Annotated in this window: 30 protein-coding genes and 1 pseudogene; 3 read left to right on the top strand and 28 right to left on the bottom strand. The window is 61.4% G+C overall.

The features are described 5' to 3' along the window. Positions 1–193 precede the first annotated feature (193 nt). Positions 194–571: a RidA family protein gene (locus I2E45_RS02835; RefSeq protein WP_035137477.1), complete on the bottom strand. Its 378-nt coding sequence runs from the start codon at positions 569–571 to the stop codon at positions 194–196. A gap of 378 nt (positions 572–949) precedes the next feature. Here I2E45_RS02835 and I2E45_RS02830 point away from each other — a divergent pair, with 378 nt between their 5' ends. Further along, positions 950–3442 carry a peptidase U32 family protein gene (locus I2E45_RS02830; protein WP_195444150.1) on the top strand — a complete coding sequence of 831 codons (2493 nt, stop codon included), beginning with the start codon at positions 950–952 and terminating at the stop codon, positions 3440–3442. A gap of 15 nt (positions 3443–3457) precedes the next feature. Next, positions 3458–4117 (top strand): RluA family pseudouridine synthase, encoded by a 660-nt coding sequence (locus I2E45_RS02825; RefSeq protein WP_233509079.1) that lies wholly within the window; start codon positions 3458–3460, stop codon positions 4115–4117. Positions 4118–4233: 116 nt separating this feature from the next. On the opposite strand, the gene I2E45_RS02820 is transcribed toward I2E45_RS02825, so the two are convergent. The 27 genes and pseudogenes from I2E45_RS02820 to I2E45_RS02690 all read right to left on the bottom strand — a co-directional run bounded on the left by I2E45_RS02820 (position 4234) and on the right by I2E45_RS02690 (position 25041). After that, positions 4234–4980, bottom strand: a complete 747-nt coding sequence (locus I2E45_RS02820) for a DeoR/GlpR family DNA-binding transcription regulator (RefSeq protein ID WP_195444148.1) — start codon at positions 4978–4980, stop codon at positions 4234–4236. Positions 4981–4983: 3 nt separating this feature from the next. Next, a complete protein-coding gene (locus I2E45_RS02815) occupies positions 4984–6063 on the bottom strand; it encodes a Gfo/Idh/MocA family protein (RefSeq protein WP_195444146.1) in 1080 nt (359 codons plus the stop codon). Positions 6064–6393: 330 nt separating this feature from the next. Next, positions 6394–6699: a 50S ribosomal protein L24 gene (rplX, locus tag I2E45_RS02810; RefSeq protein ID WP_006235043.1), complete on the bottom strand. Its 306-nt coding sequence runs from the start codon at positions 6697–6699 to the stop codon at positions 6394–6396. Positions 6700–6712: 13 nt separating this feature from the next. Further along, positions 6713–7081, bottom strand: a complete 369-nt coding sequence (gene rplN / locus I2E45_RS02805; RefSeq protein WP_006235041.1) for a 50S ribosomal protein L14 — start codon at positions 7079–7081, stop codon at positions 6713–6715. A gap of 118 nt (positions 7082–7199) precedes the next feature. Next, entirely contained in the window at positions 7200–7460 is a 261-nt protein-coding gene (rpsQ, locus tag I2E45_RS02800) for a 30S ribosomal protein S17 (protein ID WP_006235040.1), read from the bottom strand. Between the two features lie 16 nt (positions 7461–7476). Continuing rightward, entirely contained in the window at positions 7477–7692 is a 216-nt protein-coding gene (gene rpmC / locus I2E45_RS02795) for a 50S ribosomal protein L29 (protein WP_006235039.1), read from the bottom strand. Positions 7693–7778: 86 nt separating this feature from the next. Beyond that, a pseudogene (gene rplP / locus I2E45_RS02790) lies at positions 7779–8195 on the bottom strand (50S ribosomal protein L16); the annotation flags it as partial. Then, a complete protein-coding gene (gene rpsC / locus I2E45_RS02785) occupies positions 8195–8905 on the bottom strand; it encodes a 30S ribosomal protein S3 (protein WP_006235037.1) in 711 nt (236 codons plus the stop codon). The gene rpsC and the pseudogene rplP, both read right to left, overlap by 1 nt. A gap of 6 nt (positions 8906–8911) precedes the next feature. Further along, entirely contained in the window at positions 8912–9283 is a 372-nt protein-coding gene (gene rplV, locus I2E45_RS02780) for a 50S ribosomal protein L22 (protein WP_006235036.1), read from the bottom strand. Between the two features lie 14 nt (positions 9284–9297). Next, the gene (gene rpsS / locus I2E45_RS02775) at positions 9298–9558 is read right to left on the bottom strand and encodes a 30S ribosomal protein S19 (protein ID WP_006235035.1); all 261 of its coding nucleotides are present in this window, start codon (positions 9556–9558) and stop codon (positions 9298–9300) included. 32 nt (positions 9559–9590) lie between these two features. Further along, positions 9591–10421, bottom strand: coding sequence for a 50S ribosomal protein L2 (gene rplB, locus I2E45_RS02770; RefSeq protein WP_022094198.1), 831 nt, complete (start codon positions 10419–10421; stop codon positions 9591–9593). A 179-nt stretch (positions 10422–10600) separates the two neighbouring features. Further along, on the bottom strand, positions 10601–10888 hold the full coding sequence (gene rplW, locus I2E45_RS02765) for a 50S ribosomal protein L23 (RefSeq protein ID WP_022094197.1): 288 nt from the start codon (positions 10886–10888) through the stop codon (positions 10601–10603). Further along, positions 10889–11515 (bottom strand): 50S ribosomal protein L4, encoded by a 627-nt coding sequence (rplD, locus tag I2E45_RS02760; RefSeq protein WP_006235032.1) that lies wholly within the window; start codon positions 11513–11515, stop codon positions 10889–10891. It abuts the gene before it with no gap. A 46-nt stretch (positions 11516–11561) separates the two neighbouring features. Next, complete coding sequence (gene rplC, locus I2E45_RS02755) at positions 11562–12182, bottom strand: 50S ribosomal protein L3 (RefSeq protein WP_035137484.1); 621 nt, start codon at positions 12180–12182, stop codon at positions 11562–11564. A 459-nt stretch (positions 12183–12641) separates the two neighbouring features. Continuing rightward, positions 12642–13268 carry a histidine phosphatase family protein gene (locus I2E45_RS02750; RefSeq protein WP_195444144.1) on the bottom strand — a complete coding sequence of 209 codons (627 nt, stop codon included), beginning with the start codon at positions 13266–13268 and terminating at the stop codon, positions 12642–12644. Positions 13269–13307: 39 nt separating this feature from the next. Continuing rightward, positions 13308–14462: a cation diffusion facilitator family transporter gene (locus tag I2E45_RS02745; RefSeq protein WP_195444142.1), complete on the bottom strand. Its 1155-nt coding sequence runs from the start codon at positions 14460–14462 to the stop codon at positions 13308–13310. A gap of 150 nt (positions 14463–14612) precedes the next feature. Further along, entirely contained in the window at positions 14613–15827 is a 1215-nt protein-coding gene (locus tag I2E45_RS02740; protein WP_195232305.1) for a PTS fructose transporter subunit IIB, read from the bottom strand. A 40-nt stretch (positions 15828–15867) separates the two neighbouring features. After that, positions 15868–17586, bottom strand: coding sequence for an acetyl-CoA carboxylase, carboxyltransferase subunit beta (gene accD / locus I2E45_RS02735; protein WP_229058790.1), 1719 nt, complete (start codon positions 17584–17586; stop codon positions 15868–15870). After that, positions 17579–18922 (bottom strand): acetyl-CoA carboxylase biotin carboxylase subunit, encoded by a 1344-nt coding sequence (locus I2E45_RS02730; protein WP_195232309.1) that lies wholly within the window; start codon positions 18920–18922, stop codon positions 17579–17581. Before I2E45_RS02730 ends, accD begins: the two co-directional genes overlap by 8 nt. Before the next feature lie 10 nt (positions 18923–18932). Beyond that, complete coding sequence (fabZ, locus tag I2E45_RS02725) at positions 18933–19355, bottom strand: 3-hydroxyacyl-ACP dehydratase FabZ (protein ID WP_006235025.1); 423 nt, start codon at positions 19353–19355, stop codon at positions 18933–18935. Positions 19356–19364: 9 nt separating this feature from the next. Further along, positions 19365–19838 carry an acetyl-CoA carboxylase biotin carboxyl carrier protein gene (gene accB, locus I2E45_RS02720; protein WP_022094191.1) on the bottom strand — a complete coding sequence of 158 codons (474 nt, stop codon included), beginning with the start codon at positions 19836–19838 and terminating at the stop codon, positions 19365–19367. Positions 19839–19841: 3 nt separating this feature from the next. Next, on the bottom strand, positions 19842–21089 hold the full coding sequence (gene fabF, locus I2E45_RS02715; RefSeq protein ID WP_195444139.1) for a beta-ketoacyl-ACP synthase II: 1248 nt from the start codon (positions 21087–21089) through the stop codon (positions 19842–19844). Between the two features lie 39 nt (positions 21090–21128). After that, on the bottom strand, positions 21129–21902 hold the full coding sequence (gene fabG / locus I2E45_RS02710) for a 3-oxoacyl-[acyl-carrier-protein] reductase (protein ID WP_138374774.1): 774 nt from the start codon (positions 21900–21902) through the stop codon (positions 21129–21131). Between the two features lie 30 nt (positions 21903–21932). Then, positions 21933–22859 (bottom strand): ACP S-malonyltransferase, encoded by a 927-nt coding sequence (locus tag I2E45_RS02705; RefSeq protein WP_195444136.1) that lies wholly within the window; start codon positions 22857–22859, stop codon positions 21933–21935. After that, positions 22847–23791 carry an enoyl-[acyl-carrier-protein] reductase FabK gene (gene fabK / locus I2E45_RS02700; protein ID WP_195444134.1) on the bottom strand — a complete coding sequence of 315 codons (945 nt, stop codon included), beginning with the start codon at positions 23789–23791 and terminating at the stop codon, positions 22847–22849. Before fabK ends, I2E45_RS02705 begins: the two co-directional genes overlap by 13 nt. Before the next feature lie 2 nt (positions 23792–23793). Next, the gene (locus I2E45_RS02695) at positions 23794–24030 is read right to left on the bottom strand and encodes an acyl carrier protein (RefSeq protein ID WP_006235019.1); all 237 of its coding nucleotides are present in this window, start codon (positions 24028–24030) and stop codon (positions 23794–23796) included. Positions 24031–24081: 51 nt separating this feature from the next. Further along, positions 24082–25041 (bottom strand): 3-oxoacyl-ACP synthase III family protein, encoded by a 960-nt coding sequence (locus I2E45_RS02690; RefSeq protein WP_195444132.1) that lies wholly within the window; start codon positions 25039–25041, stop codon positions 24082–24084. A 176-nt stretch (positions 25042–25217) separates the two neighbouring features. Between I2E45_RS02690 and I2E45_RS02685 the strand changes: the two genes are divergently transcribed. Next, on the top strand, positions 25218–25994 hold the full coding sequence (locus I2E45_RS02685; protein ID WP_195444130.1) for a biotin--[acetyl-CoA-carboxylase] ligase: 777 nt from the start codon (positions 25218–25220) through the stop codon (positions 25992–25994).

Raw genomic sequence — 25994 nt, 5'->3', positions numbered from 1 at the left:
GGGGGCGCCGGGCGCCCGGATGCGTCATGCCGAAATGGCGCGAAGCACGCGGTTGACAAAACTATAGAGACACGTCCCAAAAAGACTGCCCTTGGTGGCTCCGCAAGCGATCCGTCACGTGACAAAAGAACCCTGCAGCTCGCACGCGCTGCAGGGTTCTTTTTGCATGTCATGTTTTGTTTTCGCCAACGCCTTAGAGAGCGGCGACGACCTCGATCTCGACCAGACCGCCGGCCGGAAGGGCGGCAACCTGGAAAGCGCTGCGCGCGGGGAACGGAGCCTCGAACTTGGAGGCGTAGATCTCGTTCACGGCAGCGAAGTCGGCGATGTCGGCCAGGTAGACCGTGGTCTTGACGACATCGGCAAAGGTGGCGCCGGCAGCGGTCAGCAGGGCCTCGACGTTAGCAAGGGACTGCTTAGCCTGGGCCTCGACGCCCTCGGGCATCTTGCCGGTTGCGGGGTCGATGCCCAGCTGGCCGGACAGGAACACCATGTTGCCGGTCTGGATGCCGGGGGAATACGGGCCGATGGCTGCGGGTGCGTTATCGGAAGACACGACGGTCTTGCTCATGTTTTTCTCCTTACGATCAGATAGAGAGCGTGAGCGCGGCGTTCGCACCGGGAGGCACAATTCGGTCTGAACACCGCGCTTGATTTGGGATAGTACTCAAGGTTTCCGCGCGATGCAAGATTATTATCACGTTGCGAGAATAATTTATCGCCCAACGGCGCCTGTCGGCCGCTGAACGGCACGACCGGACGGTGAAGCTCAAAATGATCCGTTTCCCTCCGTCCCCCATGGATCACCTGATCCGCTGGGGACGGAGGGAAACGGATCATTTTTGCTGCAAGGGCTGCTGAAGACTTTGTCCTGCTTGGGCTGCGGTCATCGTCCGCCGCAACAGCACCACTATACTTTTGAATATCTGAGCATTTTGAAAGGCAGGATATGACCGCAACCGCCAGTCGAACCACCAACCGCAGACCCGAGCTTTTGGCGCCCGCCGGAGGGCCCGAGCCCTTTGCCGCCGCACTCGCCGCGGGGGCAGACGCCATCTATTGCGGCATGGGCAGCTTCAACGCCCGCCGCAAGGCCACCAACTTTACCGACGAGGCCTTTGAGCAGGCCTGCCGCGCCGCGCATCTAGCCGGGTCGCGCGTCTACGTCACGGTCAACATCGTCATCAAGCAGTCCGAGATGGGCGATGCGCTGCAACTCATTCATCGCTGCTCCACGCTGGGCGCCGATGCCTTCATTATCCAGGACTGGGGTCTGTTCTTTGAGGTCAAGCGCACCATGCCCGGCATCGAGACACATATCTCGACCCAGGCGAACATCCACGACGACCGCGGAACCCTTTGGTGCCGCGAGCAGGGCGCCGACCGCGTGACTCTCTCGCGCGAGCTCTCCATCGACGAGATCGCCGCCATTCATAATGCCGCGCCCGATGTGGACCTTGAGGTCTTTAGCCATGGCGCCATCTGCTTTTGCTACTCGGGTCTGTGCCTGCTTTCGAGCTTTGCCATGGCGGGACGATCGGCCAACCGTGGCATGTGCGCCCAGCCCTGCCGCCTGCCCTACGAACTGATCGACGAAAACGGTCGCGCGCTCTCCCCCGCCGGCCGCGAGCGTGCGCTATGCCCGCGTGACACCAACACCTCGCAGCTCGTTCGCCGCCTGTATGACGCCGGCGCCGCGTCGCTCAAGCTCGAGGGCCGCATGAAGGCGCCCGATTACGTGTATTCCATCGTCGATGTGTATCGTCACGAAATTGACGACATGCTGGCCGGGGTCGCCGTAGATAAGGACGAGGACGCCGCTCGCCAGCGCCAACTCAAGCGTTGCTTTAACCGCGACTTTACGCACGCCTATCAGGACGGCACCTCGGGCGACGAGATGATGAGTTACGAGCGTTCCAACAACCGCGGCCAGATCGTGGGCACGGTGCTGGGCGGCCGCCCGGCCAACCGCGATGTGCGCGGCCTCAAGCCCGACGACCGCCGTCGCCGCGCCGCCATCGCCCGCATTGAGCTGTTTGAGCCCGTGGGCAAGGGCGACCTGTTGGAGCTTCGCCACGATAACGAGTTTGACCAGTTCCTGACCACCATTGCTGCCGATGATGCCGCCGCGGGCGACATCATCGAATGTCGCGTACCCCGCAGCATGCCCGAGGGCTGCCGCGTCCGCGTGATTCGCAGTCAGCGTGCCATCGACGCCGCCGGCGCCGCGCTCAAGCGCGATGTGCTGCGCCGCCGAGCTGTTGATGTGTCCGTCGTGTCGCGCCTGGGCGAGCCGTTTACCGTCACACTCACCTGCTGTGACAACCCCGCGCTCGCCGCCACCGCCACAGGCTTCACCGTCGAGGCCGCCAAGACTCGCGCCGTCGAGGCGGCAGACCTGGTTGAGCATGTGGGCCGCATGGGCTCTTCGCCCTTTGAGGCAGCGAGCTTTGATGTGACGCTCGATGAGGGCTGCGGCATGGGCTTCTCCGCTGTGCACAAGGTGCGCGCTGCCGCCTGCAAGGCGCTGGAGGAGGCCATTCTCGCACCGTACGAGGAGCGCGCGAAAACGCTCGAGTTGCCGGTGCTCGACAAATGCACGTGCCCCATGCCCGAGCACTACCGCGATGAGCCGCAGATCTGCGCCGCCGTCACCACGCTCGAAGCCGCCGAGGCGGCTCGCGCCGAGGGCGCCGCGCGCATCTATATGACCACCGACGCGCTCGAGGCTGTCGGACTCTCCCCTGCCGATGCATTTGAGCAGGGTATCGTGCCCGTACTCGACGAGGTCTGCCGCGCCGTCGACCACGAGCGCGTCGATCCTTGGATCAATGCCGGAGCCACCGTCGCCGTCGGCAATATCTCCGAGCTCGCCGTAGCCGCGCATGCCGGCGCCACGGCCGAGATTCGCTCTTGCCTGCCGGTGCACAACATACCCTGCATGGAGGCGCTTGCCGAGCGCGGAGCCGGCGCATTTTGGCTCTCGCCCGAGATCACGCTCGACGAGATTGCCTCGCTCGGCGCCGCCGCGCCCGCGGCTCTGGGCATCACCGTCTTTGGCCGTCCGCGCGTTATGACGAGCGAACACTGCATTCTGCAGGTTGCCAACGGCTGCATCCACGATTGTGTCAACTGCCGTCTGCGTGCCCGCAAGCTCTCGCTCAAGAATATCGACGGAAAGGTCATGCCCGTCCGCACCGACATCCACGGCCGCTCTCGCCTGTACGATGCCTACCCCATCGACCTCACGCCGCAGGTTCCTCAGCTGCTCGATGCCGGTGTGCGTCGTCTCATGGTTGACGGAACGTTGCTCGAAACGGATGAGGTGGGCCGTGCCGTCGCCCGCGTCCGTCGTGCCGTCGAAGCGGCGCAGGCGGGCCGTAAGCCCGCCGCCCGTCTGCGCGGGGCGACCTCGGGCTGCATGTTTGTGGGAATCAGCTAACCGAAAGGCTTACACGTGAACGAAGAACCTCAAGTCCTCTACTGCGACGCCTGGCTCATGGCCATCGACAAGCCCGCCGGCATGATCGTCCACGGCGACGGCACCGGCGAGCGCACGCTCACCGACTACGCCAGCGACCTGCTGCTGGCGATGGGCGACGGCTTTGCCGCGACCGACATGCAGCCGCTCAACCGCCTGGACCGCGACACCACCGGCGTGGTGTTGTTCTCGCTCGACAAGCAGACGCAGCCCGCCTTTGACCAGATGGTGATCGACCACGCTTTCGAAAAGCACTATCTGGCGCTCGCCGAAGGCAAAATCGACTGGAACGAAAAGCTCATCGACAAGCCCATCGCCCGCGACCGTCACGACAGCCGCAAGATGCGCGTCGGCGCCAGCGGCAAGCCGTCTCAGACGCGCGTGAAGGTGCTCAAGCGTCTTAAGAGCCGTCGTGGCCTGCCCACGCGCTCGTATATCGATGTCGAGCTGCTCACCGGCCGCAAGCACCAAATCCGTGTGCATCTGGCAAGCGAGCGCCATCCCCTGGTTGGCGACGACCTGTACGGAACGCCGCGTCCTTGCGGCCTGATGCTCCACGCCCACAGTGTGTCCTTCACGCATCCCGTAACCGGCGAGCACATCCACATCGAAGCCCCCTGCCCCTGGGAGCCCTAAAGTCTGTCGAAAATGGACAGGTTTATTTTGGCAGGTTTTATCTGGACAAACGTCAAAACCACCACATAGGTTCCTACCCCTTCGCGGTGGTTTTGGCGTTTGCCCGTCCCCTGCTGTTAGACCGTGATGACGTTGTCCATCGACTGGTACTTGGCGGGCACCTCGCCCGCGGTGATAACCGTTGCGTCGCGGAAGTCCGCGAATTTTACGGGAGCCACCATGCCAAACTTACTGGCGTCCGAGATTACGAAGCGTTTGGCTGTATGGCGCATCGAGATACGCTTGACCTGCGCTTCCTCGATATCGGGCGTCGTAAAGCCCTGCTCGGCGGCAATGCCGTTAGAACCCCAAAAACCGCAGTTAAAGTTGTAGCGGTCTAGGGTTGCCAGAGCATCGGGGCCAACGAGCGCCTCGGTCTCGGGTTTAAGCTCGCCGCCCAGCACCACGGTGCGCATGCCGCGCACAGCGAGATGCTGAGCATGGAGCACGGAATCAGTCACATAGGTGACCGATTCGAGATGCGGAAGATGCTCGATGAGTCTGAGCGTTGTCGAACCCGAATCGATGTACACAAAGCTCTCGGGCTCCACGAGCGCCGCGGCGCGGGCGCAGATACGCTCCTTGTCGTCGTTATGGAGATCACTGCGCTCACTGATCGTTAGGTCGCGCGTCACGTGCGCGCGCTCAAGACTTGTCGCGCCACCGTGCACCTTGGCGATGCGGTGCGCTCGGTCGAGCGTCTGCAGGTCGCGCCGAATGGTAGACGCTGTCACGCCCAGGGCCTCAGCAAGCTCCGGCACGGTAACCGAGCCAGCTCGCTGCACCATCGACACGATCGCGTTGAGCCTATCTTCCGCAAGCATCGCTTACTCCTCCTCGGGGTACACAACTCCCCAGTCGGCGCGGAGCTTGGTCATAAGCTCCATAACATCAGAAGCATAGCCCAGAAGCTCACGCTTCGAATCATCGCCGGCAACGGCCCTCTCCAGGTCGGCCATCTCGTAGCACAGAGCGTATGCCTCGGTGCCAGCGTGGACCTCCTCACGGTGACCGTCTGCAGTCCACACGATGGTCGCGTGATCGGCACGCGGATAATCGTTGACCTCGATATAGCACTTGTCGAAGCTAATGACCGAACGCTTGGGCTGCTTGGAGTGGAGCGTAAGGCTCACCACGCCCAGCTGCTGTTCGGCATTACGGCAGACGATGCCGCCCGCAACGTCAACACCGGTCTCGCAGGTGTTGCCCAGCGAAACGACCTCAGCGGGCTGGCTTGCCATAAAGAGACGCATGACGGACAGGGCGTATACGCCAATATCGAGCATGGCACCGCCGGCGAGGTTGCGATTGTAGAAACGGTTGGTCAGGTCGCCGTACTCCTTGTAGCTACCAAAGTTGAGCTGAGCGAGGTTCATGCGGCCAAACTCGCCGGCATCCATGCGGCGGCGCAGCTCTTGATACAAGGGCATGTGGAGCACCGTGGTAGCGTCCATAAGGACCACGTTGTGTTCGGCGGCAATGGCGCGGGCCTCATCGAGCTCGGCGGAGTTGAGCGTGATGGCCTTCTCGCAGAGAACGTGCTTGCCGGCCGCCAGGGCGGCGCGCAGATAGGTGATATGGGTGTTGTGCGGGGTGGTGATGTAGACGGCGTCGATGTCAGGATCGGCGTAGAGATCCTCAACCGTGTCATAGACCTTCTCGACGCCGTACTGGTCGGCAAAGGTCTGAGCCTTGGTGAGCGTGCGGTTGGCAACGCCCGTAAGCTTGCGGCCGGCCAGGGCAAGGGACTGAGCCATCTGGTTGGCAATAACGCCGCAACCGATCACAGCCCAACGGAGCTCGGGAGCCGTAAAGATGTCGTTAGGGAACGGCTTGTCCTGGACCGAAGCAAATGCTGCTTTGGCGGCTGCCGCGGCGTCGAGTGGAGCCTGCTTGGAATCTGCCATTATGTGTCTCCTGTGTCATAGAACGTCTTGCATTTCTGACAGCTCTATATTCGCACAAACACGCGCGTCTGTGCGCGTTTTTGCGTATCTCACCGCTAAACGGTCATTATTGCCCCGTAAACGGCGCATATATACGCATAGGTGCGTAATTAAACGCAATCTAACGCGCATAAACGCGCACACAAGCAATTTATACAGCACGACCCGCTCATTTATGCTTGCCCAGTTAGGGTACTCATTTAAGTCTGTCCCCAATGAGTAGGGATAGAAAAAGACCCGGGTGCCGTGGGGCATCCGGGCCTTTGCTAGCAACTTGATGTTGCGGGCAGCTTAGAACTTGTGGCCGCACTTCTTGCAGACGCGCAGCTTGTTCTTGCCGTCCTTCTCGTGACCGACGCGGGTAACCTTACCGCACTCGGGGCAAACGAGATTGACGTTGGAGGCGTCGATGGGAGCCTCCTGCGAAACGATGCCGCCCTGCTGGTTGGCAGCGTTGGGCTTGACGGCCTTCTTGACGACCGAAACGCCCTCGACAACGACCTTGTTCTCGGCGGGGAGAGCACGCAGGACAACGCCCTGCTTGCCGCGATCCTTACCAGAGAGAACCTGGACCTTATCGCCCTTCTTGATATACATATATCTCCCCTAACTACAGGGTCTCGGGAGCGAGCGAGACGATCTTCATGTACTTCTTGTCACGAAGCTCGCGAGCGACAGGCCCGAAGATACGGGTGCCGACGGGCGAACCATCGTTGTTGATGACAACGCAGGCGTTCTCATCAAAGCGAATGTAGGAGCCATCCTTGCGGCGGATCTCCTTAACGGTGCGAACGACGACGCAACGGACAACGTCCTTCTTCTTGACGTTGGCGCCAGGGGTAGCCTCCTGGACAGCACCGATGAACACATCGCCGATGCCTGCATAACGACGCTTGGAACCGCCAAGCACCTTGATGCAGCGAATCTTGCGAGCGCCGGAGTTGTCGGCGACGTTCAGCATGGTTTGCATCTGAATCATGGTAGATGTTCCTCCGAACTAAGAACCGAAGAGAGGTGCGCAGCCTTTATACGGCCCGTGGTATGCAAGCCAGGCATACGCACATCTTCGGAAACGTACAAGTCGTAAGAGCGACTGCTTATTTAGCGCGCTCGACGACCTCGATGAGGCGCCAACGCTTCATCTTGGACATAGGACGGGTCTCCATAACGCGGACGGTGTCGCCCACGCCAGCCGTGCACTCCTCGTCGTGAGCGTGCAGCTTCTTGGAGCTGGTCATCATCTTGCCGTACTTGGGGTGACGCTTGCGCTCGGTGATGGTGACAACGATGGTCTTGGCACCGGAGACGGAGGTAACGACACCCGTACGGACCTTACGCGAGTTACGCGAATCAGTCATGTTCTCTCCTTAGGTCCTACTCGGCGACAGCGGACTTCTCCGCTGCGATCTCGCGGGCGCGCTGCTCCGTGAGGACGCGAGCGATGTCCTTCTTCACGGTGTTGACGCGAGCGGTGTTGTCCAGCTGGCTGGTGGCCATCTGGAAACGAAGGTTAAAGAGCTCGGCGCGCATTTCCTTCAGCTTCTCAACGAGCTGAGCGTCCGAGAGCTCACGAATCTCTGCGGGCTTCATTAGTTCTCCTCCTTGGCGGCGGCGGCGTCCTCAGCAGCCCACTTGGCCTCGAGAGCGGCCTCCTCAGCCATCTCCTTCTCGATGCGCTGCTCAGCGTTCTTGGCAGCAACAATCTTGGTCTTGATGGGGAGCTTGTGCTGCGCAAGACGCAGAGCCTCGCGAGCGACCTCCTCGGGAACACCCTTGACCTCGAACATGATGCGGCCGGGCTTGACGACGGCCACCCACTCCTCGGGGTTGCCCTTACCAGAACCCATGCGAGTCTCGGCAGGCTTCTTGGTGATGGGCTTATCGGGGAAGATCGTGATGTAGACACGACCGCCACGCTTCATGTAGCGGGTCATGGCAATACGAGCGGCCTCGATCTGACGGTTGGTGATCCAATGGGCCTCGAGAGCCTGGATACCAAACTCACCGAAATGCAGCTCGGTATTACCCTTGGCCTGGCCCTTCATGGAGCCACGCTGCACCTTGCGGTGAAGAATACGCTTAGGGGCAAGCACTACTGACCCCTCCTCTCGGAGTTACGACGACGAGGACGGGAAGAGCCCTCGAGTGCAGGGTTGGGAACAGGCTGGCCCGGGAGCTTCTCGCCCAGGTAGATCCAGACCTTCACGCCGCAAGCGCCCATGGTGGTGCTGGCGACAGCCGTGCCGTAGTCGATCTTGGCACGGAGGGTGTGCAGAGGCACGCGACCCTCACGGTACCACTCACGACGGCCCATCTCGGCACCGCCGAGACGACCGGAGCACTGGATACGGATGCCCTTAGCGCCGGCCTTGCGGGCGGACTGGACAGCCTTGCGCATAGCGCGACGGAAGGCAACGCGGCCCTCGAGCTGCTCGGCGATAGACTGAGCAACGAGGTTGGCGTCGAGCTCGGGGCGCTTGATCTCGACAACGTCGACGGAGAGCTGGCCCTTGGAGACGCCAGCGACCTTCTCGAGCTCGGTGCGGAGGGTATCGATCTCGGCACCCTTCTTACCGATGACAACGCCGGGGCGAGCAGTGAGGATGATGACCTTCACCTTGTCGCCAGCGCGCTCGATCTCGACGCGGGAGACAGCTGCGCGGGAAAGACGCTTCTCGAGGTACTTGCGGATCTCGAGATCGTTACCGAGGGTCTTAGCGTAATCCTTCTCTGCGAACCAGCGGGAGCGCCAGTTCTCGGTAATGCCAAGACGGAAGCCGGTGGGGTAGACTTTCTGACCCATACAGCTTTACGCCTCCTTTCGAGGAGCAACGACGACGGTGATGTGGGAAGTACGCTTCAGAATGCGAGAAGCGGAACCCTTGGCGCGGGGACGGATGCGCTTAAGCGTCGGACCCTCGTCAACATAGGCAGCGGCGACAACCAGGTTGTCGGCACGCAGACCGTTGTTGTTCTCGGCGTTCGCAACGGCGGAACGGAGAACCTTCTCGACATCCACGGCGACGGCGCGGTCGCAGAAGTGGAGGATGTCGAAGGCCTGAGCGACAGGCTTGCGGCGGATCAGATCGACCACCAGGCGGGCCTTGCTGGGGGAAACACGCACGTACTTAGCGACGGCGCGAACCTCGGTGGCCTCAGTTTCAATAGACTTAGTTGCCATTTACGGTTAACCCCCTATTTGGCCTTGTGGCCACGGAACGTACGAGTCGGCGCGAACTCGCCGAGCTTGTGACCAACCATGGACTCGGTAACATACACGGGCACATGCTTGCGGCCGTCGTGGACGGCGATGGTGTGACCAACCATCTCGGGGAAGATGGTGGACGCGCGGGACCAGGTCTTCACGACGTCCTTCTTGCCAGCCTCGTTCATCGCGGTGATACGCGAGAGAAGGCGAGTCTCCACGAACGGGCCCTTTTTGAGACTTCTGCTCATAAGTGCTTTCTCCTAAAACTCGGTATCCGAAATTACTTCTTACGGCGACGAATGATGTGCTGGTTCGAGACCTTCTTCTTCTTGCGCGTACGAAGGCCCTTCGTCGGCTTACCCCAGGGGGTAACGGAGGGACGACCAGAGGTGTGGTTCTTGCCCTCGCCACCGCCGTGCGGGTGGTCGACAGGGTTCATGACGGTACCGCGGACGGTCGGGCGCACGTTCATGTGACGCTTACGGCCGGCCTTGCCGATGACGATGTTGGAGTGATCGGCGTTGCCGACCTCACCGACGGTGGCGCGGCAGGTAACGAGGATGCGGCGCATCTCGGAGGAAGGCATACGGACGATAGCGTACTTGCCCTCCTTACCCATCAGCTGGCAGGAGTTACCGGCGGAACGGGCGATAGCAGCGCCCTTGCCCGGCTGGAACTCGACGGCGTGGATGAGCGTACCGACGGGGATGTCGGCGAGGGGCAGAGCGTTGCCCGGCTTGATGTCGGCGTCAGAACCGGACATGATGGTCTGACCGACCTCGAGGCCCTTGGGGGCCAGGATGTAGCGCTTCTCACCGTCAGCGTAGTGCAGCAGAGCGATGCGAGCGGAACGGTTCGGATCGTACTCGATCGTGGCAACCTTGGCGGGCACGCCATCCTTGTTGCGCTTGAAGTCGATCACGCGGTAACGACGCTTCACGCCGCCGCCCTGGTGGCGGGTGGTGATGCGGCCGTTGTTGTTACGACCGGCCTTCTTGGGCAGGGGCTCGAGAAGAGACTTCTCGGGCTTGGTGCAGGTGATCTCGGAGAAGTCGGAGATCGTCTGCCAACGCCTACCAGCGGAGGTCGGCTTAAGGTGCTTTACAGCCATTACAATCCCTTTCAATAGGAATCCGTTAGCCATCGCAGACAGGGATTCGAGGTTCTGCCTCGGGTGCGATGACACCGGACGTATACACGGTTCCGGGCGTGTCCATTTTATACGCCCAAAACCTTGAGCTCTCGCCTCCCCTTTTTGGGAGGCATGAGCTCACTCAACAGCAGCGAGTCTTAGGCCTGGTTGCCAAAGACCTCGATGGTGTCGCCCTCGGCCAGCGTGACGATGGCCTTCTTCCAAGAACGGGTCTTGCCGGCGACATAGCGCACGCGCTTGGTCTTGGGCTTGACCGTCAGGGTGTTCACGCGAACGACCTTGACGCCGAAGATCTCCTCGACAGCGTCCTTGATCTGATACTTGTTAGCATCCTTGGCGACCTCGAACGTGTACTTGTTCAGCTCCATGCCGGAGAAGGAACGCTCGGACACGATCGGACGGATGATGATCTCGTGGGCGGTCATTTATGCAAGCACCTCCCCGAAGTGAGCGGCGATGTCGGCGGGCATCAGCACGGCGTTGTTGTTGACGAGATCGTAGGTGTTGGCCTCGTCAGCGGTGATGATGAACGTCTTGGGAATGTTGCGGAACGACAGGTAGGCGTTGACGTCCTCATCGCGAACGATGATGGTCAGACGCTTGCCCTCAAGGCCGAGAGCCTTGAGCATGGCGACGGCAGCCTTGGTGGAAGGCTTCTCGAAGCCGTAGTCGTCGACGAGCACGAGCTCGCCATCGGCCAGCTTGGCGGACAGCGCGGAGCGCATAGCCAGCTTGACCTCCTTGTTGTTCATACGCTTAGCGTAGGAACGGGGCTTGGGGGCGAAGACGACGCCACCGTGACGCCACTGGGCAGCACGGATGGAACCCTGGCGGGCACGGCCGGTGCCCTTCTGACGCCAAGGCTTCTTGCCGCCACCGGAAACCTCAGAGCGGCCCTTAGCGGACTGGGTGCCCTGACGCCAAGAGGCCATCTGGCACTTGACGATGTGGTGCATAACGTGGATGTTCGGCTCGATGCCGTACACCTCAGCGGCGAGCTCGGCCTCGGCGACCTTCTTGCCCTCGCTGTTCTTTACTTCAAACTTTGCCATTTAAGTGTTCTCCTTGGTATGACGCTGGGCTAAATGGGCTGGGCCCTTAGGCCATACGGATGGCGACGAGACCATTCTTGGCACCCGGGACAGCGCCCTTGACCAAGATGAGGTTCTGCTCGGCATCGATGCGGACAACGGAAAGGTTCTTGACGGTAACGCGCTCGTTACCCATGTGACCGGCCATCTTGACGCCCTTGAGGACGCGCGCAGGATAGGCGCACTGACCGATAGAACCGGGGTGACGCTGGAAGTGAGAACCATGCGTCATAGGACCGCGGCGCTGACCCCAGCGCTTGATGCGACCCTGGAAGCCCTTACCCTTGGAGGTACCGATGACGTCGACCTTCTCGACATCAGCGAAATCAGCGACGGTGACGACCTCGCCGACCTTGTGCTCCTCGCCGTTCTCGACGCGGACCTCACGAAGGAAGCGGACAGGCTCGACGCCAGCCTTGGCGAAGTGACCAGCCATGGGCTTGTTCACGTTCTTGGCCTTGATGTCGCCGAAACCGATCTGGACGGCATCATAGCCGTCGGTTGCCTGAGTTTTAACCTGCGAGACAGCGCAGGGGCCAGCCTGGATGACCGTGACGGGAACGACGTTGTCGTCCTCGTCCCAAACCTGGGTCATGCCAATCTTGCGGCCGAGAATCATGCTGATCAAGATATGATCCCAACTCTCGCGTGGTCTTGGGACAATGCGTACGCCACCGAGCGTACGCCCCTAGAGGACCACTACTTACACGACGTGCTCCCCAGCCTTGTATTTCGCCCGGACTACCTGACAACCCTATTAAGCAGGCATTTTGTCCAGCCAGAATACTCCCCTGGTTACACACAGCTGTTTAGTATACACGGCTGCGGGCGTATCCATCGAGATTCATATTTCACTCACATTGTTTACGCAGGTAAAGTGCGTGGCACGTTCCCAGTGTGCGGCGGAGGGGGCGGGCCTGAGACATATTAAGGTTGCTGCTCTACAGTCCTGCTCACGACGGAGAGCACATTAAGTGCTCTCCTGTTCGTGCGGAACTCGCGACAACCTTAATATGTCTCAGGCCCGCCCCCTCCGCCGCACACTGGGAACGCCACGTTGATGTCTGCTAAACCTTGCTCGCTCAGGCTAATGACTTTGTTGGGGGTCCACTATTTGCTGGAGGGTGAACTTGCATTGGGACGGTTCGCCTTCTGCTTGTGGCTTTGCCTCTTCAAAATCGAAGATCATGATGGCGCAGTTGGGGAGTTTTGTTGGGAGCTCGAAGCCCTCTGGGGCTGCAGCCTTGATGAATTGGCGGCTGGCGCTGCCGTGGCTTACTGCTAGGAGGGTTTCGATGCCCTCGGAGCCCATGATATTGGTAAGCGCATCCACCATACGTTCTTGCAGCGCCTGGCTTCCTTCTCCTCCGAAGGGGACCAGGTCCTCGCCCGGATCCCAGACGTCGGTGGGCAGGGCGTCGTGGGGGCCTTCTTCGAAGGTGCCGTAGCAGCGCTCGATGATGCCTTCGCAGGGCTCGACTGCTGCGTCCGGGCCGAGGAGTTCGGTAGCGACGAGCTGAGCTGTGTCCATGGCTCGGCCTAAGGGCGAAGAGACCACTTTGTCGGGGACAACGTCGTGGCCCTTGAGCCATGCGGCTGCCATTCCCGCTTGTTTGCGGCCCAGGTCGGTCAGCGGTGAATCGCAGCGGCCCTGGACCAGCTTTTTGACGTTGAACTCCGTCTGGCCGTGGCGGAGTAGATACAGCTTCTTCATGCTCTCCCCTTCTGCATAACCTGCTTTGCCGGCACAGCCTTACTCGTGGGTATGCCCTACGTAGTCTTCGTCGATCGTAATCTTGGCAATCGACTTGGGATATTCCGATTCGACCCGTTGTGCCAGCGCATGCTTTAAGTCTTCGGCACTCATCTGCAGATCCGAGGGACGCACGCAGTCAAAGATCACGTTGGTGTGCGTAGAACCCGGCACACAGCGTAGGTCATGAATCGAGAGGCGGCTATCGATCTCCTGGGCCATGGCGTGAATGCGCAAGCGCATGCTCGCCAGCTTGGGGTCATCGGTCACGATGGGATCGTAGTGAAGCGTAACGATCATGCCGTCTTCGTCCCTAAACGACTGCTCGATGTTATCGAGCGTGTCGTGGCTTTCCAGCGGGCTGGCTTCGGCCGCCATCTCGGCGTGCGCACTTGCAAACTTCCTGCCCGGGCCGTAGTCGTGAACCATCAAATCGTGAACGCCCAAAACGCCGGGATAGCTCATGATCTTGTCTCGAATGTGCTTGACCAGCTTAGGATCGGGTGACTGGCCCAAAAGCGGGCTCACCGTATCCTGGATGAGTTCAAAGCCGCTCCAGCCAATATAAGCGCCAACGGCAAGGCCGACCCATGCATCAAGATTGATGTGCGTCACCTGCGAAACAATTGCGCACGCCAGCACGGCGCCCGTAGCAAGGACATCGTTCTTGGAATCCTGCGCGGTCGCATGCAGCGTCTCGGACTCAATGCGATCGCCGAGCTTTTGGTTGAGGGCCGCCATCCAGAGCTTTACGACCATCGAAAGCACTAGAACTGCCACCAGGGCAAGCGAGAACTCGACAGGTTCGGGGTGGATGACGCGCTCGACCGAGGACTTCACCAGCTCAACGCCAATCAGCAGCACGAGCGCCGCCACGACCAGACCCGAGAGATACTCATAGCGACCGTGGCCGTAAGGATGCTCGGGGTCGGCCGGCTTGCTCGCCAGCTTAAAGCCCAGCACGCTCACGATATTCGAGCTGGCATCGGACAGGTTGTTCATGGCATCCGCCACGATCGAAACCGATCCCGACAGCACGCCAATTGCGCCCTTTGCAGCGCATAGTGCCACATTGGCGAGAATACACACCACGCCCGTCAACGTGCCCACGCGCGCACGGTCGCCCTGCGCACGCTTAACAATCCACTCAACCATCTACATCCGCCCCCACGATGCTATCTATATATCTATTGCTCAAACGGATTGTAGTGTAGCCACTTTGTCCCCCAGATACAAAAAGGCCGCAACCCACATGGGCCACGACCTTGGAATGTGACATGCAGGACTGTCCCTTTGTCGATCGATTTATGCGCTTGCTTCGGCCGCGCTCTTCGAGGTTTCGGGCAAATCGGCTCCGTCTTCTGCCGCCCGCCCCTTCGCCGGCACCACGCCAAAGCAGTAGCTCAGCGCCGCAGACACCGCAAATGCCACACCGCCGGCAGCGCAGCACCACAGCAGGTTCGAGATGCCGCCCGTGGCAAAGCCAATGACCATAAGGACATTCGTCATGCCGATGGTATAGGCCGTAACGTGGCCCACGGCCGCAACAAGGCCTCCGACGGCGCCGCCAATGGCCATGCACGTCAGGCACCTGCCATATTTAAAGCCGCAACCGTACAGCGCCGGCTCGCTTACGCCGCCAAGAACACCCGAGATTGAATAGCCCAGCATGAGCGCCTTCTCGTCCTTATCCGCAACGCGAAGCGACGCGCCAAAGGGCATGCCCCAAACGGCGAACGTTGCCATCGTCGCGGCGATCAGGATGCACGAATCCGTTCCCACACTCATAAACTGCGCATAGGCGAGCGATAGGACAACGTTGCTGACGCCGGCGATCTTTAGGAACTCCCAGCCCGCAGCAAGCCCCATGAGCGTGAGCAGCGACACGATGCCACCGGAATTGCCAAGCATAAACATAAGCTGGCCCAACAGCATGCCCAGATAGCTGCCCGCCGGTGCCGTAATACACAGCGAAACCGGAACCATGACAAGCATGGTCGCAAACGGAACAAACGAAAACGCCACGGCCCTAGGGATAACGCGCTTAAAGAAACACTCCACTCGCCATAGCACAGGCACCGAAAGGAGAACTGGAATAACAGTCGTCGTGTAATCGTTGACCGGCGCGGGAAGCAGACCATACACGGAAGTCATCGATGCCCCCGTCGTCGATGCGGCATCGACGAGCTTGAGCAGATCGGGCGCAATCAATACGCCGCCCAGCATCATACCCAGCTGCTCCGAGCAACCGAGCTGGCGGGCGGCCGCCCAACCAAGATAGATGGGCAAAAAGTAGTAGCCGGCGTTATAGAGCCAACTGTAGAACAGGCGATAGATTTCGGAATCGGCAGACCACAGGCCCAGCATGCCTTCGCCCATAATGACGGCGACGGTGCGGAACAACGCCGCGCAGACAATAAACGGCAGCGCCGACATCATGCTTTTGGACAGATAATCGACCACGGCCATGGCGTTTGATGAAACCGACGTTGTAAACGAGGTGTTAGAAACTTGTAGCATGGAACGCCTTTCCCAATATGACATGCGGGCTGTCCCTTTGTCACATCGTGCGGTACTGACCGATTGCGCGGTACTTTTCGTAGCGGAGGTTTGTGAGGGTCGCGTCGTCGAGCTGCCCAAGCGCATCGAAGGCATCAAATGCCGAGGACATGACGGCACCGGCGATCTCCTCATGCGACAGGCCCTTATCGTCAACAATGCCGTCAATGATGCCGAGCGCCAGCAGATCGGGGGCCGTGAGCTTAAGCGCCTCGGCGGCCTCATTCGCGCGCTCGGTATCCTTCCACAGGATCGACGCACAGGCCTCGGGGCTCACGACCGAATAGGCCGAGCTCGAGAGCATCAGGATGCGGTCGGCCACGGACAGCGCCAGCGCGCCACCAGAGCCGCCCTCGCCTGTCACCACCGAGACAATCGGCGTCTTAAGGCCGCTCATCTCCATGAGGTTCTGGGCAATCGCCTCACCCTGGCCGCGTTCCTCGGCACCGATGCCGCAAAACGCGCCCGAAGTATCGACCAGGCACAGAACCGGTCGACCAAACTTTTCGGCCTGGCGCATCAGGCGACGCGCTTTGCGGTAGCCCTCGGGATGTGCCATACCAAAGTTGCGACGCATGCGCTCTTTGGTCGTGGTGCCGCGCTCGATGGCGATGACCGTTACGGGGCGTCCGTCTTTCCAGCCAATGCCAGCCACCACAGCAGCGTCGTCGCCAAAGTAGCGGTCGCCGTGCAGCTCCACAAATCCATCCAGGCCCAGCGAGATCATCTCGCCTGCCGTGGCGCGATCTGCCGAGCGGGTCTGCTTGACAATCTCGAGCGCGGTTTTTGGTGCGGCCGAGCGCTTGAACAAGTGTCCCAGCTTTTTGCCGCGGCGACCCGTATGCACGATCTCATGCGGTGCCCCCAGGCCGGGCGCGTGCCCTTCGTGCAGCGCCAGCAGCTCGCCTACCGTGAGCGCAATCTCGCCACGCGGAACAACGGCATCGCAAAAGCCGTGCTCCAGCAAAAACTCGGAGCGCTGGAATCCCTTGGGCAGGCGCTTGTGCATGTTCTGCTCGATCACGCGCGGGCCGGCAAATGCCGTCAGGGCATCGGGCTCGGCCAGGATAATGTCGCCCTCCATGGCAAAGCTCGCGGTTACGCCTCCGGTCGTGGGGTCAGTGAGCACCGTGATATACAGGCCGCCCGCCTCGCTATGGCGCCTAACCGCCGCAGAAATCTTGGCCATCTGCATGAGCGAGGTCACGCCCTCCTGCATGCGGGCGCCACCCGATACGGTAAAGCCAACGACCGGCAGTCCCAGCTCGGTCGCACGCTCAAATGTGCGGCAGATCTTCTCGCCCACCACGGAACCCATCGAGCCCATCATAAAGTTGGCGTCCATAAAGAAGAGCGCCGTATCGCAACCGCAGATTTTGCCCTTGCCGCACACAACGGCATCGCGCTCGCCCGAACGTTCGCTCACGCTCTTGAGCTTGTCGGCATAGCCGGGAAACGAAAGGAAGTCCTCCGGCGCCAGACTGGCATCCCATTCCTCAAACGTGCCCTCGTCAATCGTCATGTGCATGCGGTCGCGCCCGCTCACGCGAAAGTGTTTGCCGCAACGAGGGCAGACCTCGAGGTTGTCGTGCAGGCGCGCCTCATCGATCACGCGGCGGCACTCCGGGCACTTGATAAACACGTGGCGCGCGGGAAACTCGGCGCACGACTCGGTCATCGGTCCCTCGAGGACGTTGACCGTCTTCGCTTTTCTATTCATCAGCATAGAGATGCCCCATTAGATCGGTGTGATACATGCCCGACAAGAACTCGTCGTTTGCCAGCACGTCGAGCTGAAGCTCGCTGTTTTCGCTCACGCCCTCAATCACGAGCTCGCCCAGGGCCGAGCGCATCTTGCGAATGGCGCCGTCACGCGTGGGCGCACACACGATGAGCTTGCCGAGCATGGAGTCGTAGTACGGCGGAACTTTCGCACCGGCAAACATGGCGGAATCCCAGCGCACGCGCGGACCACCCGGCACACGCAACGCGGTGACCGTTCCGCATGACGGCAGAAAGTCTGGCGTTTCGGCATTGATGCGGCACTCCATAGCATGGTTGCGGACCGGCATGTCCTCCTGCTCAAAGGGCAGAGGCTGGCCGGCTGCCACGCGCAGCTGCCACTTGACCAAGTCGGTATCGGTCACAAACTCCGTAACCGGATGCTCCACCTGCAAGCGCGTGTTCATTTCCATAAAGTAGAAATTGCCGTCGTCCGAATACAGGAACTCGATGGTACCGGCTCCTTCGTAGCCGACGGCACGAGCCAGGTCACGCGCTGCCTTGTGCATGCGAGCACGAATGTCGTCGTGTCCGTCGAGGCACGGCGCGGGGCTCTCCTCGATTAGCTTTTGGTTGCGCCGCTGCACCGAGCACTCGCGCTCGCCGAGCGAAAACACATGGCCCTGCTTATCGGCCATAATCTGTACCTCAACGTGATGCGCCGGCGCGACGAACTTCTCCATGTAGCACTCGCCGTCGCCAAAAACGGCCTCGCCCTCGGCGCGTGCTTCAATAAAGGCCTTTGCCGCATCTTCCACGCGCTCGACCTTACGAATACCGCGACCGCCGCCGCCCGCACGCGCCTTAATAAGCACGGGGCAGCCAATGCGCTCAGCCTCGGCCGTTGCCTCCTCGGGACTTTTGAGCAAATCGCAGCCCGGCACGATGGGCACGCCCGCCGCGGCAGCCGTTCGACGTGCGGCGTCCTTGTCGCCCATGCTGTCGATCACCTTGGCCGAAGGACCAACAAACGCCAGGCCATACTTGTCGCAGTCGCGCACGAAGCTCGCCTTCTCGGAGAAAAAGCCATAGCCGGGATGAATTGCCTTAGCTCCCGACTTCACGGCACAGGTGAGCACAGCATCGTCGTTGAGGTAGCTCTCGGCAAGACGCGGGCCGCCGATGCAATACGCCTCGTCGGCAAGCTGCACGTGCAGCGCGTCCGCATCGGCCGTGGAGTAGACGGCGACGGTCTTGATGCCCATATCGCGGCACGCGCGGATAACACGGACCGCGACTTCGCCGCGGTTGGCGATGAGCACTTTGTCGAACATGAAGCCTTCCTTAACTTTCGTGCATGAGTGCAAAAGACATATCGGCGCGGCAGCAAACCTCACCGTTGACGCTCGCAGTACCCGTCGCAAAGCGGAACGGCCCGCGCGCACGCGTGATGGAGCACACCAGATCAACCGTGTCGCCCGGGCGCACCGGACGCTTAAAGCGCACCTTGTCCAGACTCGTGTAGAACGGCGTCGCGCCGCGCGCCTCCTCATCGCCCATCAGCAGCACGCAACAGTTTTGGGCGAGCATCTCGCACTGAATCACGCCGGGGACCACCGGGTTTCCCGGAAAATGCCCCTGCAAAAAGTACTCGTCGCCCGTGATCGTGATCTTGCCGTGGGCCTCGTCGCCCACCAGCTCGGCCTCGTCGAGCAAAAGCATCGGTTCGCGATGCGGCAACAGTTCCTTAAGCTCTTCTTTGTTCATGGATATCACCTATCCGATCCTCATGAGGCAGCTGCCAAACTCCACGAGGTCGCCGTCGGCCACGCAGATCTCGAGCACCTCGCCGTCTGCCTCTGCCGTTACCTCGTTGAGAACCTTCATGGCCTCGATGATGCAGAGCGTCTCGCCGGCCTTGACCTTAGAGCCCACGTGCACAAACGGCTCGTCGCCCGGCGCCGGGGCAGCATAGAAAACGCCGACCATGGGAGCGGTCACCTCGGTGCCCTTGGGCTCTGGTGCGGCGGCAGGTGTCTGCGCGGCGGGCTCCGGTGCGGCAGGCGCGACTGTGGGAGCTGCAACTGGAGCGGCCATAGCGCTCGGCATGGGCATGGGCACGGCAACCGGCTGTGCGGCGCTCGCGCGCTCGAGTTCGACCGCGGTGCCATCGGGCTCCTCAACGCGCACGCGCGTGAGGCCGCGGTCCTCCATCACATCGGCTATCTCGGCAAGTCTTTTGGAATCCATGCTCTAGCTCCTCGTATATCTACGCAGCGCGATGGCGGCGTTGTGCCCGCCAAAGCCTAGGTTGGTCGAAAGCGCCCAGGTAAGGTCGGCGCGAACTGCGCGATTGGGCGTGTAGTCAAGATCGCAGGCGGGATCGGGCGTGCGGTAGTTAATGGTCGGCGGCACCACGCCCTGCTCGAGCGCCATGGCGCAGGCCATGACCTCGATGGCGCCCGTGGCACCGATCATGTGGCCGGTCATCGACTTAGTCGACGAGACGTGCGCGGCGCGCGCCGCGTCCTCGCCGAGCGCACGCTTAATGCCCGCCGTCTCGGACGAATCGTTGAGCTTGGTCGATGTGCCGTGGGCATTGATGTAGAGGCCCTCGGAAGGCCTGACGTCGCCCTCGGTCACCGCCAGCGATATCGCGCGGGCAATGCCGGCAGCCTCGGGATCAGGGCTCGTGATGTGATAGGCATCATCGGTGTTGCCGTAGCCCACGACCTCGGCATAAATGTGCGCACCGCGCGCCTGCGCATGTTCCATGCTCTCGAGCACGAGCACGCAGGCGCCCTCGCCCATCACAAAGCCATCGCGGTCTGCATCGAACGGGCGGCAAGCCGTCGCGGGATCAGGGTTGGTGGTCAATGCGCGGCAGGACGTAAAGCCCGCAACGGCATCGGGGATAATTGCGGCCTCGGCGCCGCCCGCGAGGATCGCGTCGGCATAGCCGTGCTTGATGGCGCGGAACGCCTCGCCCACCGCATGGGCCGAGGTTGCGCACGCGGTCACCACGGGCAGGGTCGGGCCCTTTGCCTTGTGGCGGATTGCGATATTGCCCGATGCCATGTTGGGGATCATCATCGCGATCATATAGGGCGATGCGCGGCGGGGCCCACGTTCGGCAATCGTATGGACGTTGTCGACGAGCGTCGTCATGCCGCCCACGCCCGAGCCCACGTAGACGCCCAGGCGCTCGCGATCGATGGCGCCTTCGACATCAAAGCCCGCATCGTGCATGGCTTCGTCCGAAGCCGCCATCGCAAACTGAACGCAGGGGTCGAGATGCTTGGCGTCACGCTTGCCAAAGTACTCGTTGCCGTCAAAGCCCTTGACCTCGGCTGCCACCTTGACGGCAAACGCATCGGTATCGAAGTGCGTGATCGGGCCGATGCCGCACGTGCCAGCACACATTGCCGCCCAGGTGGCAAGCGCGGTGTTGCCGAGCGGCGACACGGCACCGATACCGGTGATTGCAACTCTCTGTTCCATCATGGTCTCCTCATCCAAGCCGTTCTTCGGCCCTGGTTTCTACATCGCCATTCCGCCGTCGACGCGCACGACCTCACCCGTAATGTAGGCAGCCGCATCACTCGCCAGAAAGCGCACTACGCCGGCCACCTCCTCGGGGCGCGCCATACGCTTAAGGGGAATCTGCTCCTCGGTTACCGTACGCACCTTCTCCGAGAGCTTTGCCGTCATATCCGTCTCGACAAACCCGGGGGCAACCGCGTTCACTCGTACGCCGCGGGGCGCAAGCTCGCGCGCCACCGCCTTGGTCAGGCCGATCACGCCCGCCTTGGAGGCAGCGTAGTTGGCTTGCCCGGCATTGCCCATCAGGCCCACGACCGAGCTCATGTTGACGACGCAGCCGCCGCGCTGGCGCATAAAGGTCTTGGTGAGCGCGCGCGTCGTGTTAAACGTTCCTTTAAGATTGACATCGAGCACGCGATCGAAGGCGTCATCGCCCATGCGCATGAGCAGGCCATCGCGGGTGATGCCAGCGTTGTTGACGAGCGCCCAAATGGAGCCAAAGTCGTTGAGGACCGCTTCCACGCACGCGTTGACGGCAGCGGGGTCGGCCACGTCGCATTGATATGAGCGCGCCGTGGCGCCAGCCGCCTCGCAGGCGTCGCACGTCTCGCGCGCCGCATCGACGCTGCCGGCATAGACGACGGCGATATCGTAGCCATCCTCCGCCAGACCGATAGCGCAGGCGCGGCCGATACCCCGCGAGCCGCCCGTGACCAGTGCCACGCGACGTGAGTCGTTGCGCTCGAGCGCGCCATTGTTCAAGTTGCCCATGTCATTCCTTTCGGGTTACAGCCCTGTGGACTATGCGAGCTCGTCGGCAATAGCTGCGACCTGCTCGGCCGTCTCGCACGAATACACACGAACGTCGCTCAGCGTACGCTTGACCAGGCCGGACAGCGTTTTGCCGGGGCCGACCTCAATAAACGTGTCGATGCCTTGATCCTGCAGAGCATGCAGCGTATCGACCCAGCGTACGGCATGGCTCACCTGATTGGCCAAGACATCCGATGCCGTCTGGGGATCCGCCGGATAGGGCGCCGCTGTCATATTTGCCAAAACAGGAATGAGCAACGGGGACGGCGCGTGACCGGCCTCAATATATGCGGCAAGGCCACAGGTCGCCTCGGCCATATAGGGGCTATGAAATGCACCCGACACCGCGACCTTCATGGCGCGGCCGCCAGCCTCTTTTACTAGGACGTCGAGCTCCTGCAGCGCCTCGGGCGCTCCGGCCACAACCGTCTGCTGTGGGCTGTTGTAGTTGACTGGCCAGCAGTCCTCGCCGGCCTGTTTTGCCAGGCCCTCGACTTGCGCCGCATCGAGCTTGATGACGGCGCGCATGCCGCCCGGATGGCGCTCGGCAGCCGCGGCCATCAGCGCCGCGCGCTCGCACACGAGCTCAAAGCCCGCTCGCGTATCGAACGCCCCCGCAAAGGTGAGCGCGGCGACCTCGCCCAGCGAGAATCCCGCACAGGCGACAGGCACCACGCCGCGCTCACGCAGGGCGGCAGCCGCTGCTAGGTCGTGAACGAACACGCACGGCTGCGTGTTCTCGGTCTGCGAGAGCTCCTCCTTGGAGGCACTCCGGCATTGCTCGCTGGTCCCCGGGCGCACCTCGTCGGCAATGGCGAACACCTCGGCGGCCGCCGGCGATGTCTCGATCAAGTCGACGCCCATCGCGGGGTGCTGGGCACCCTGGCCGGCAAACAAAAACGCTACGCCACCCATGCGCACGCACCCTTCAGGACGTGCTCGGCGCCATCGACCAGGTCGTCAACGATTTCGCGTGCGCTCTGGCGCTCGTTGACCATGCCGGCAATCTGTCCACACAAAAACGAACCCTCTTCGTAGTTGCCGTCCTTGGCGGCCTTACGCAGCGCACCGGTTCCCATAGCACCGAGCTCCTCGGCACTCGCGCCGGAACCCTCGCTCTTGGCATAGGCGTTGGTGAAGGGGCTCTTGAGGGCGCGCACTGGATGTCCCGTCGAGCGACCGGTCGCACGCGTCGAGGTGTCGTTGGCCTTCAGGACCATCTCTTTGTACTGCTCCGAGACGGTGCACTCGTCTGCGACCAGAAAGCGCGTACCCACTTGCACGCCTTCGGCGCCCAGCATAAAGGCGGCCGCCACGCCGCGGCCGTCGGCAATACCGCCGGCGGCCACGACGGGAATGTCAACCGCATCGACGACCTGCGGCACCAGTGCCATCGTCGAGGTCTCGCCAATATGGCCGCCCGATTCGGTACCCTCGGCAACAACCGCCGTGGCTCCACGACGTGCCACGAGGCGCGCCAGCGCCACCGAGGCAACGACCGGGATGACCTTGATGCCCGCCTCGTTCCACGCCTTCATGTACTTGGCGGGATTGCCGGCGCCCGTCACGACGACCGGCACTCGCTCGTCAATCACGACCTGTGCAACCTCGTCGGCAAACGGGCTCATGAGCATGACGTTCACGCCAAAGGGCTTATCCGTCTTGGCGCGCAGCTCATGAATCTGGTCGCGAAGCCAGTTGGCGTCGGCGTTCATGGCCGCGATGATGCCTAAGCCATCCGCCTCGGACACTGCGGACGCCAGCGAGGCATCGGCAATCCAGGCCATACCGCCCTGGAACACGGGCTTTTCGATGCCGAGCAGATCGCAGAGAGGAGTCTTGAGCATCTCTACTTCTCCAATGCCGCCTCGACCGTATCGGCGAACTCGCCGACCGTCTTGGGGTTCTCCTCGGTATCGAGCTGGATGCCAAACTCGTCCTCGACGGCAACGAGGATCTCGACGGTGCCCAGGCTGTCGAGACCAATCTCCTCGAGCGTGGACTCGGGCTTCATCTCGACATCGTCAAGACCGGCGGTCTCGCGGATAACGTCGCAAACGCGCTCGAAGGTCTTCTGATCTGCCATGGTAGTTCTCCTTTGGTTGTGCCCTAGGGCGTTTTTATTTCCTATGTGCGACTACTTCCAACGAAGCAGATAGCCACCTATATCCAGACCGGCGCCAAATCCAACCAAGGCGATGGTGTCGCCTGTGTGAAGTGCACCGGCGTTTGCCAGCCGGTCGAGGGCAAGCGGAATGCATGCGCTCGAAATGTTGCCGGTCTCGTGCAACGTGCGAACCACGCGCTCGTCCGGCACGCCCAGGCGCTTAACCGCCTGGCTCAGGATTCGTTCGTTAGCCTGATGGAATACAAAATGATCGATGTCTTCGACCAAAATGCCCGCATCGATCGCAAGCTTATGGACCGTGTCGCAGATGGCGTTGACGCCGAACTTGAACACGCGGCGGCCATTCATGGACAGCACGCTCGCGCTATCTGCGGAAGCCTTAAACGGCGAGGTACCGACCAGACCGGGAACGCGCAACGTCTCGACGTCGGGCGCCGTCGAAAGCTCAACGGCAAGGGGACTGTCTCCCCCAGCCTCAATCACTGCGGCGCCTGCCCCATCGCCAAAGAGCACGCAGGTGGCACGGTCGGTCCAGTCGAGCGCGCGCGTCATCTGCTCGGCAGCAACGACAAGCACGCGCTCGGCGCGACCGCGGGCGATATAGCCCTCGGCGACATCGAGCGCAAATACGAAGCCGGCACAAGCCGCCGAGACATCGAAGGCAGGGCACGTCGCGCCTAGTCGCTCAGCAACGGCACACGCCTCAGCGGGAACAAGGTGGTCACCCGTCGTCGTCGAGCAGACGATCAGATCCAGCTGGCTCGCGTCGATTCCGGACACCTGGAGTGCCCGCTCACTCGCCGCTACGGCAAGGTCGTCAAGTGACTCGGTGGTGCAGACGTGGCGGCTCTTGATACCCGTGCGGGTAAAAATCCACTCATCCGAGGTATCGAGGAACTCAGACAGCTCGTCATTGGAAACACTGCGTTCAGGAAGCGCCGAGCCTGTTCCAAGAATCGTGAAACCCATCACTAACCTCCTTTGAGTTGTTGACGTGTTTACATCGACCAAGAGAGGATAACGCATTTCAGTCTTTGTTGACGTGTTAACATTAAATTGTCCAAATGCGACAAAGGCTTCACATTGTGTCTATCTCTCGACACCATTACGCGATTGCCTTATTACCTTAGGAGGTACCAGCTGTTATGGATTTACGTTTAACAGTGGTCGACGTAACCGGATCGACCAACGATGACCTGCTCGAAGCAGGAAAACAGGGGGCGCCGCACGGCACAGGACTTGCCGCCCGGGCTCAGACAGCAGGACGCGGTCGGCGCGGGCACAAGTGGGACTCAACCGCCGGCAACCTATTGCTTTCGATTGTCCTGCGTCCATGCGTTAATCCCGCAAAGTACTCTGGTCTTGCCGCTGTCAGCGGCCTAGCGGTGCTCGAAGCACTCGAAAAGCAGGGTCTTGCAAACGAGATTGGCCTCAAATGGCCCAACGACCTGGTCGCGAGTGGACGCAAACTCGGCGGCATTCTGGTCGAGGCCGCACGCGATAACGAAGGCAGCCCCTTTGCGGTCTGTGGCATCGGCGTCAACGTGAACTATGTGCCCGCGGAGGTTCCCGATGGCGGCCTGCCCGCAATCGGTCTCTCGTATCTCAACGAGAACGTTCCCGCCGTCGATGTGCTACTCAAACAGGTCTATCACGCAGTCGTGAACGCTGTAGATGCGTGGGCAGAACGCCTCAACGCCATGGAAGAAGACGCCGGACCGCTCGCGCCCGTCCACGATGATTATGTAGCTCACCTCAATTGGATAGGGGAAACCGTTATCGCCCGTTCCCCTGTCGGTGACGAGCTGGCGCGTGGCATCTTTAAAACGGTCGATGGCTTTGGTCGCGCGTGCATCGAAACGGAAGACGGCTTTCGATCTTTCCATTTTGAGGAGGCATCGCTGCGTCCCATGAGCGAATAG

The organism is Collinsella aerofaciens (genome assembly GCF_015555045.1).
GTDB classification, from domain to species: Bacteria; Actinomycetota; Coriobacteriia; order Coriobacteriales; family Coriobacteriaceae; genus Collinsella; species Collinsella aerofaciens_W.
Note: the sequence above shows the minus strand (reverse complement) of the source record. Positions and strands in the feature narration are given on the sequence as shown.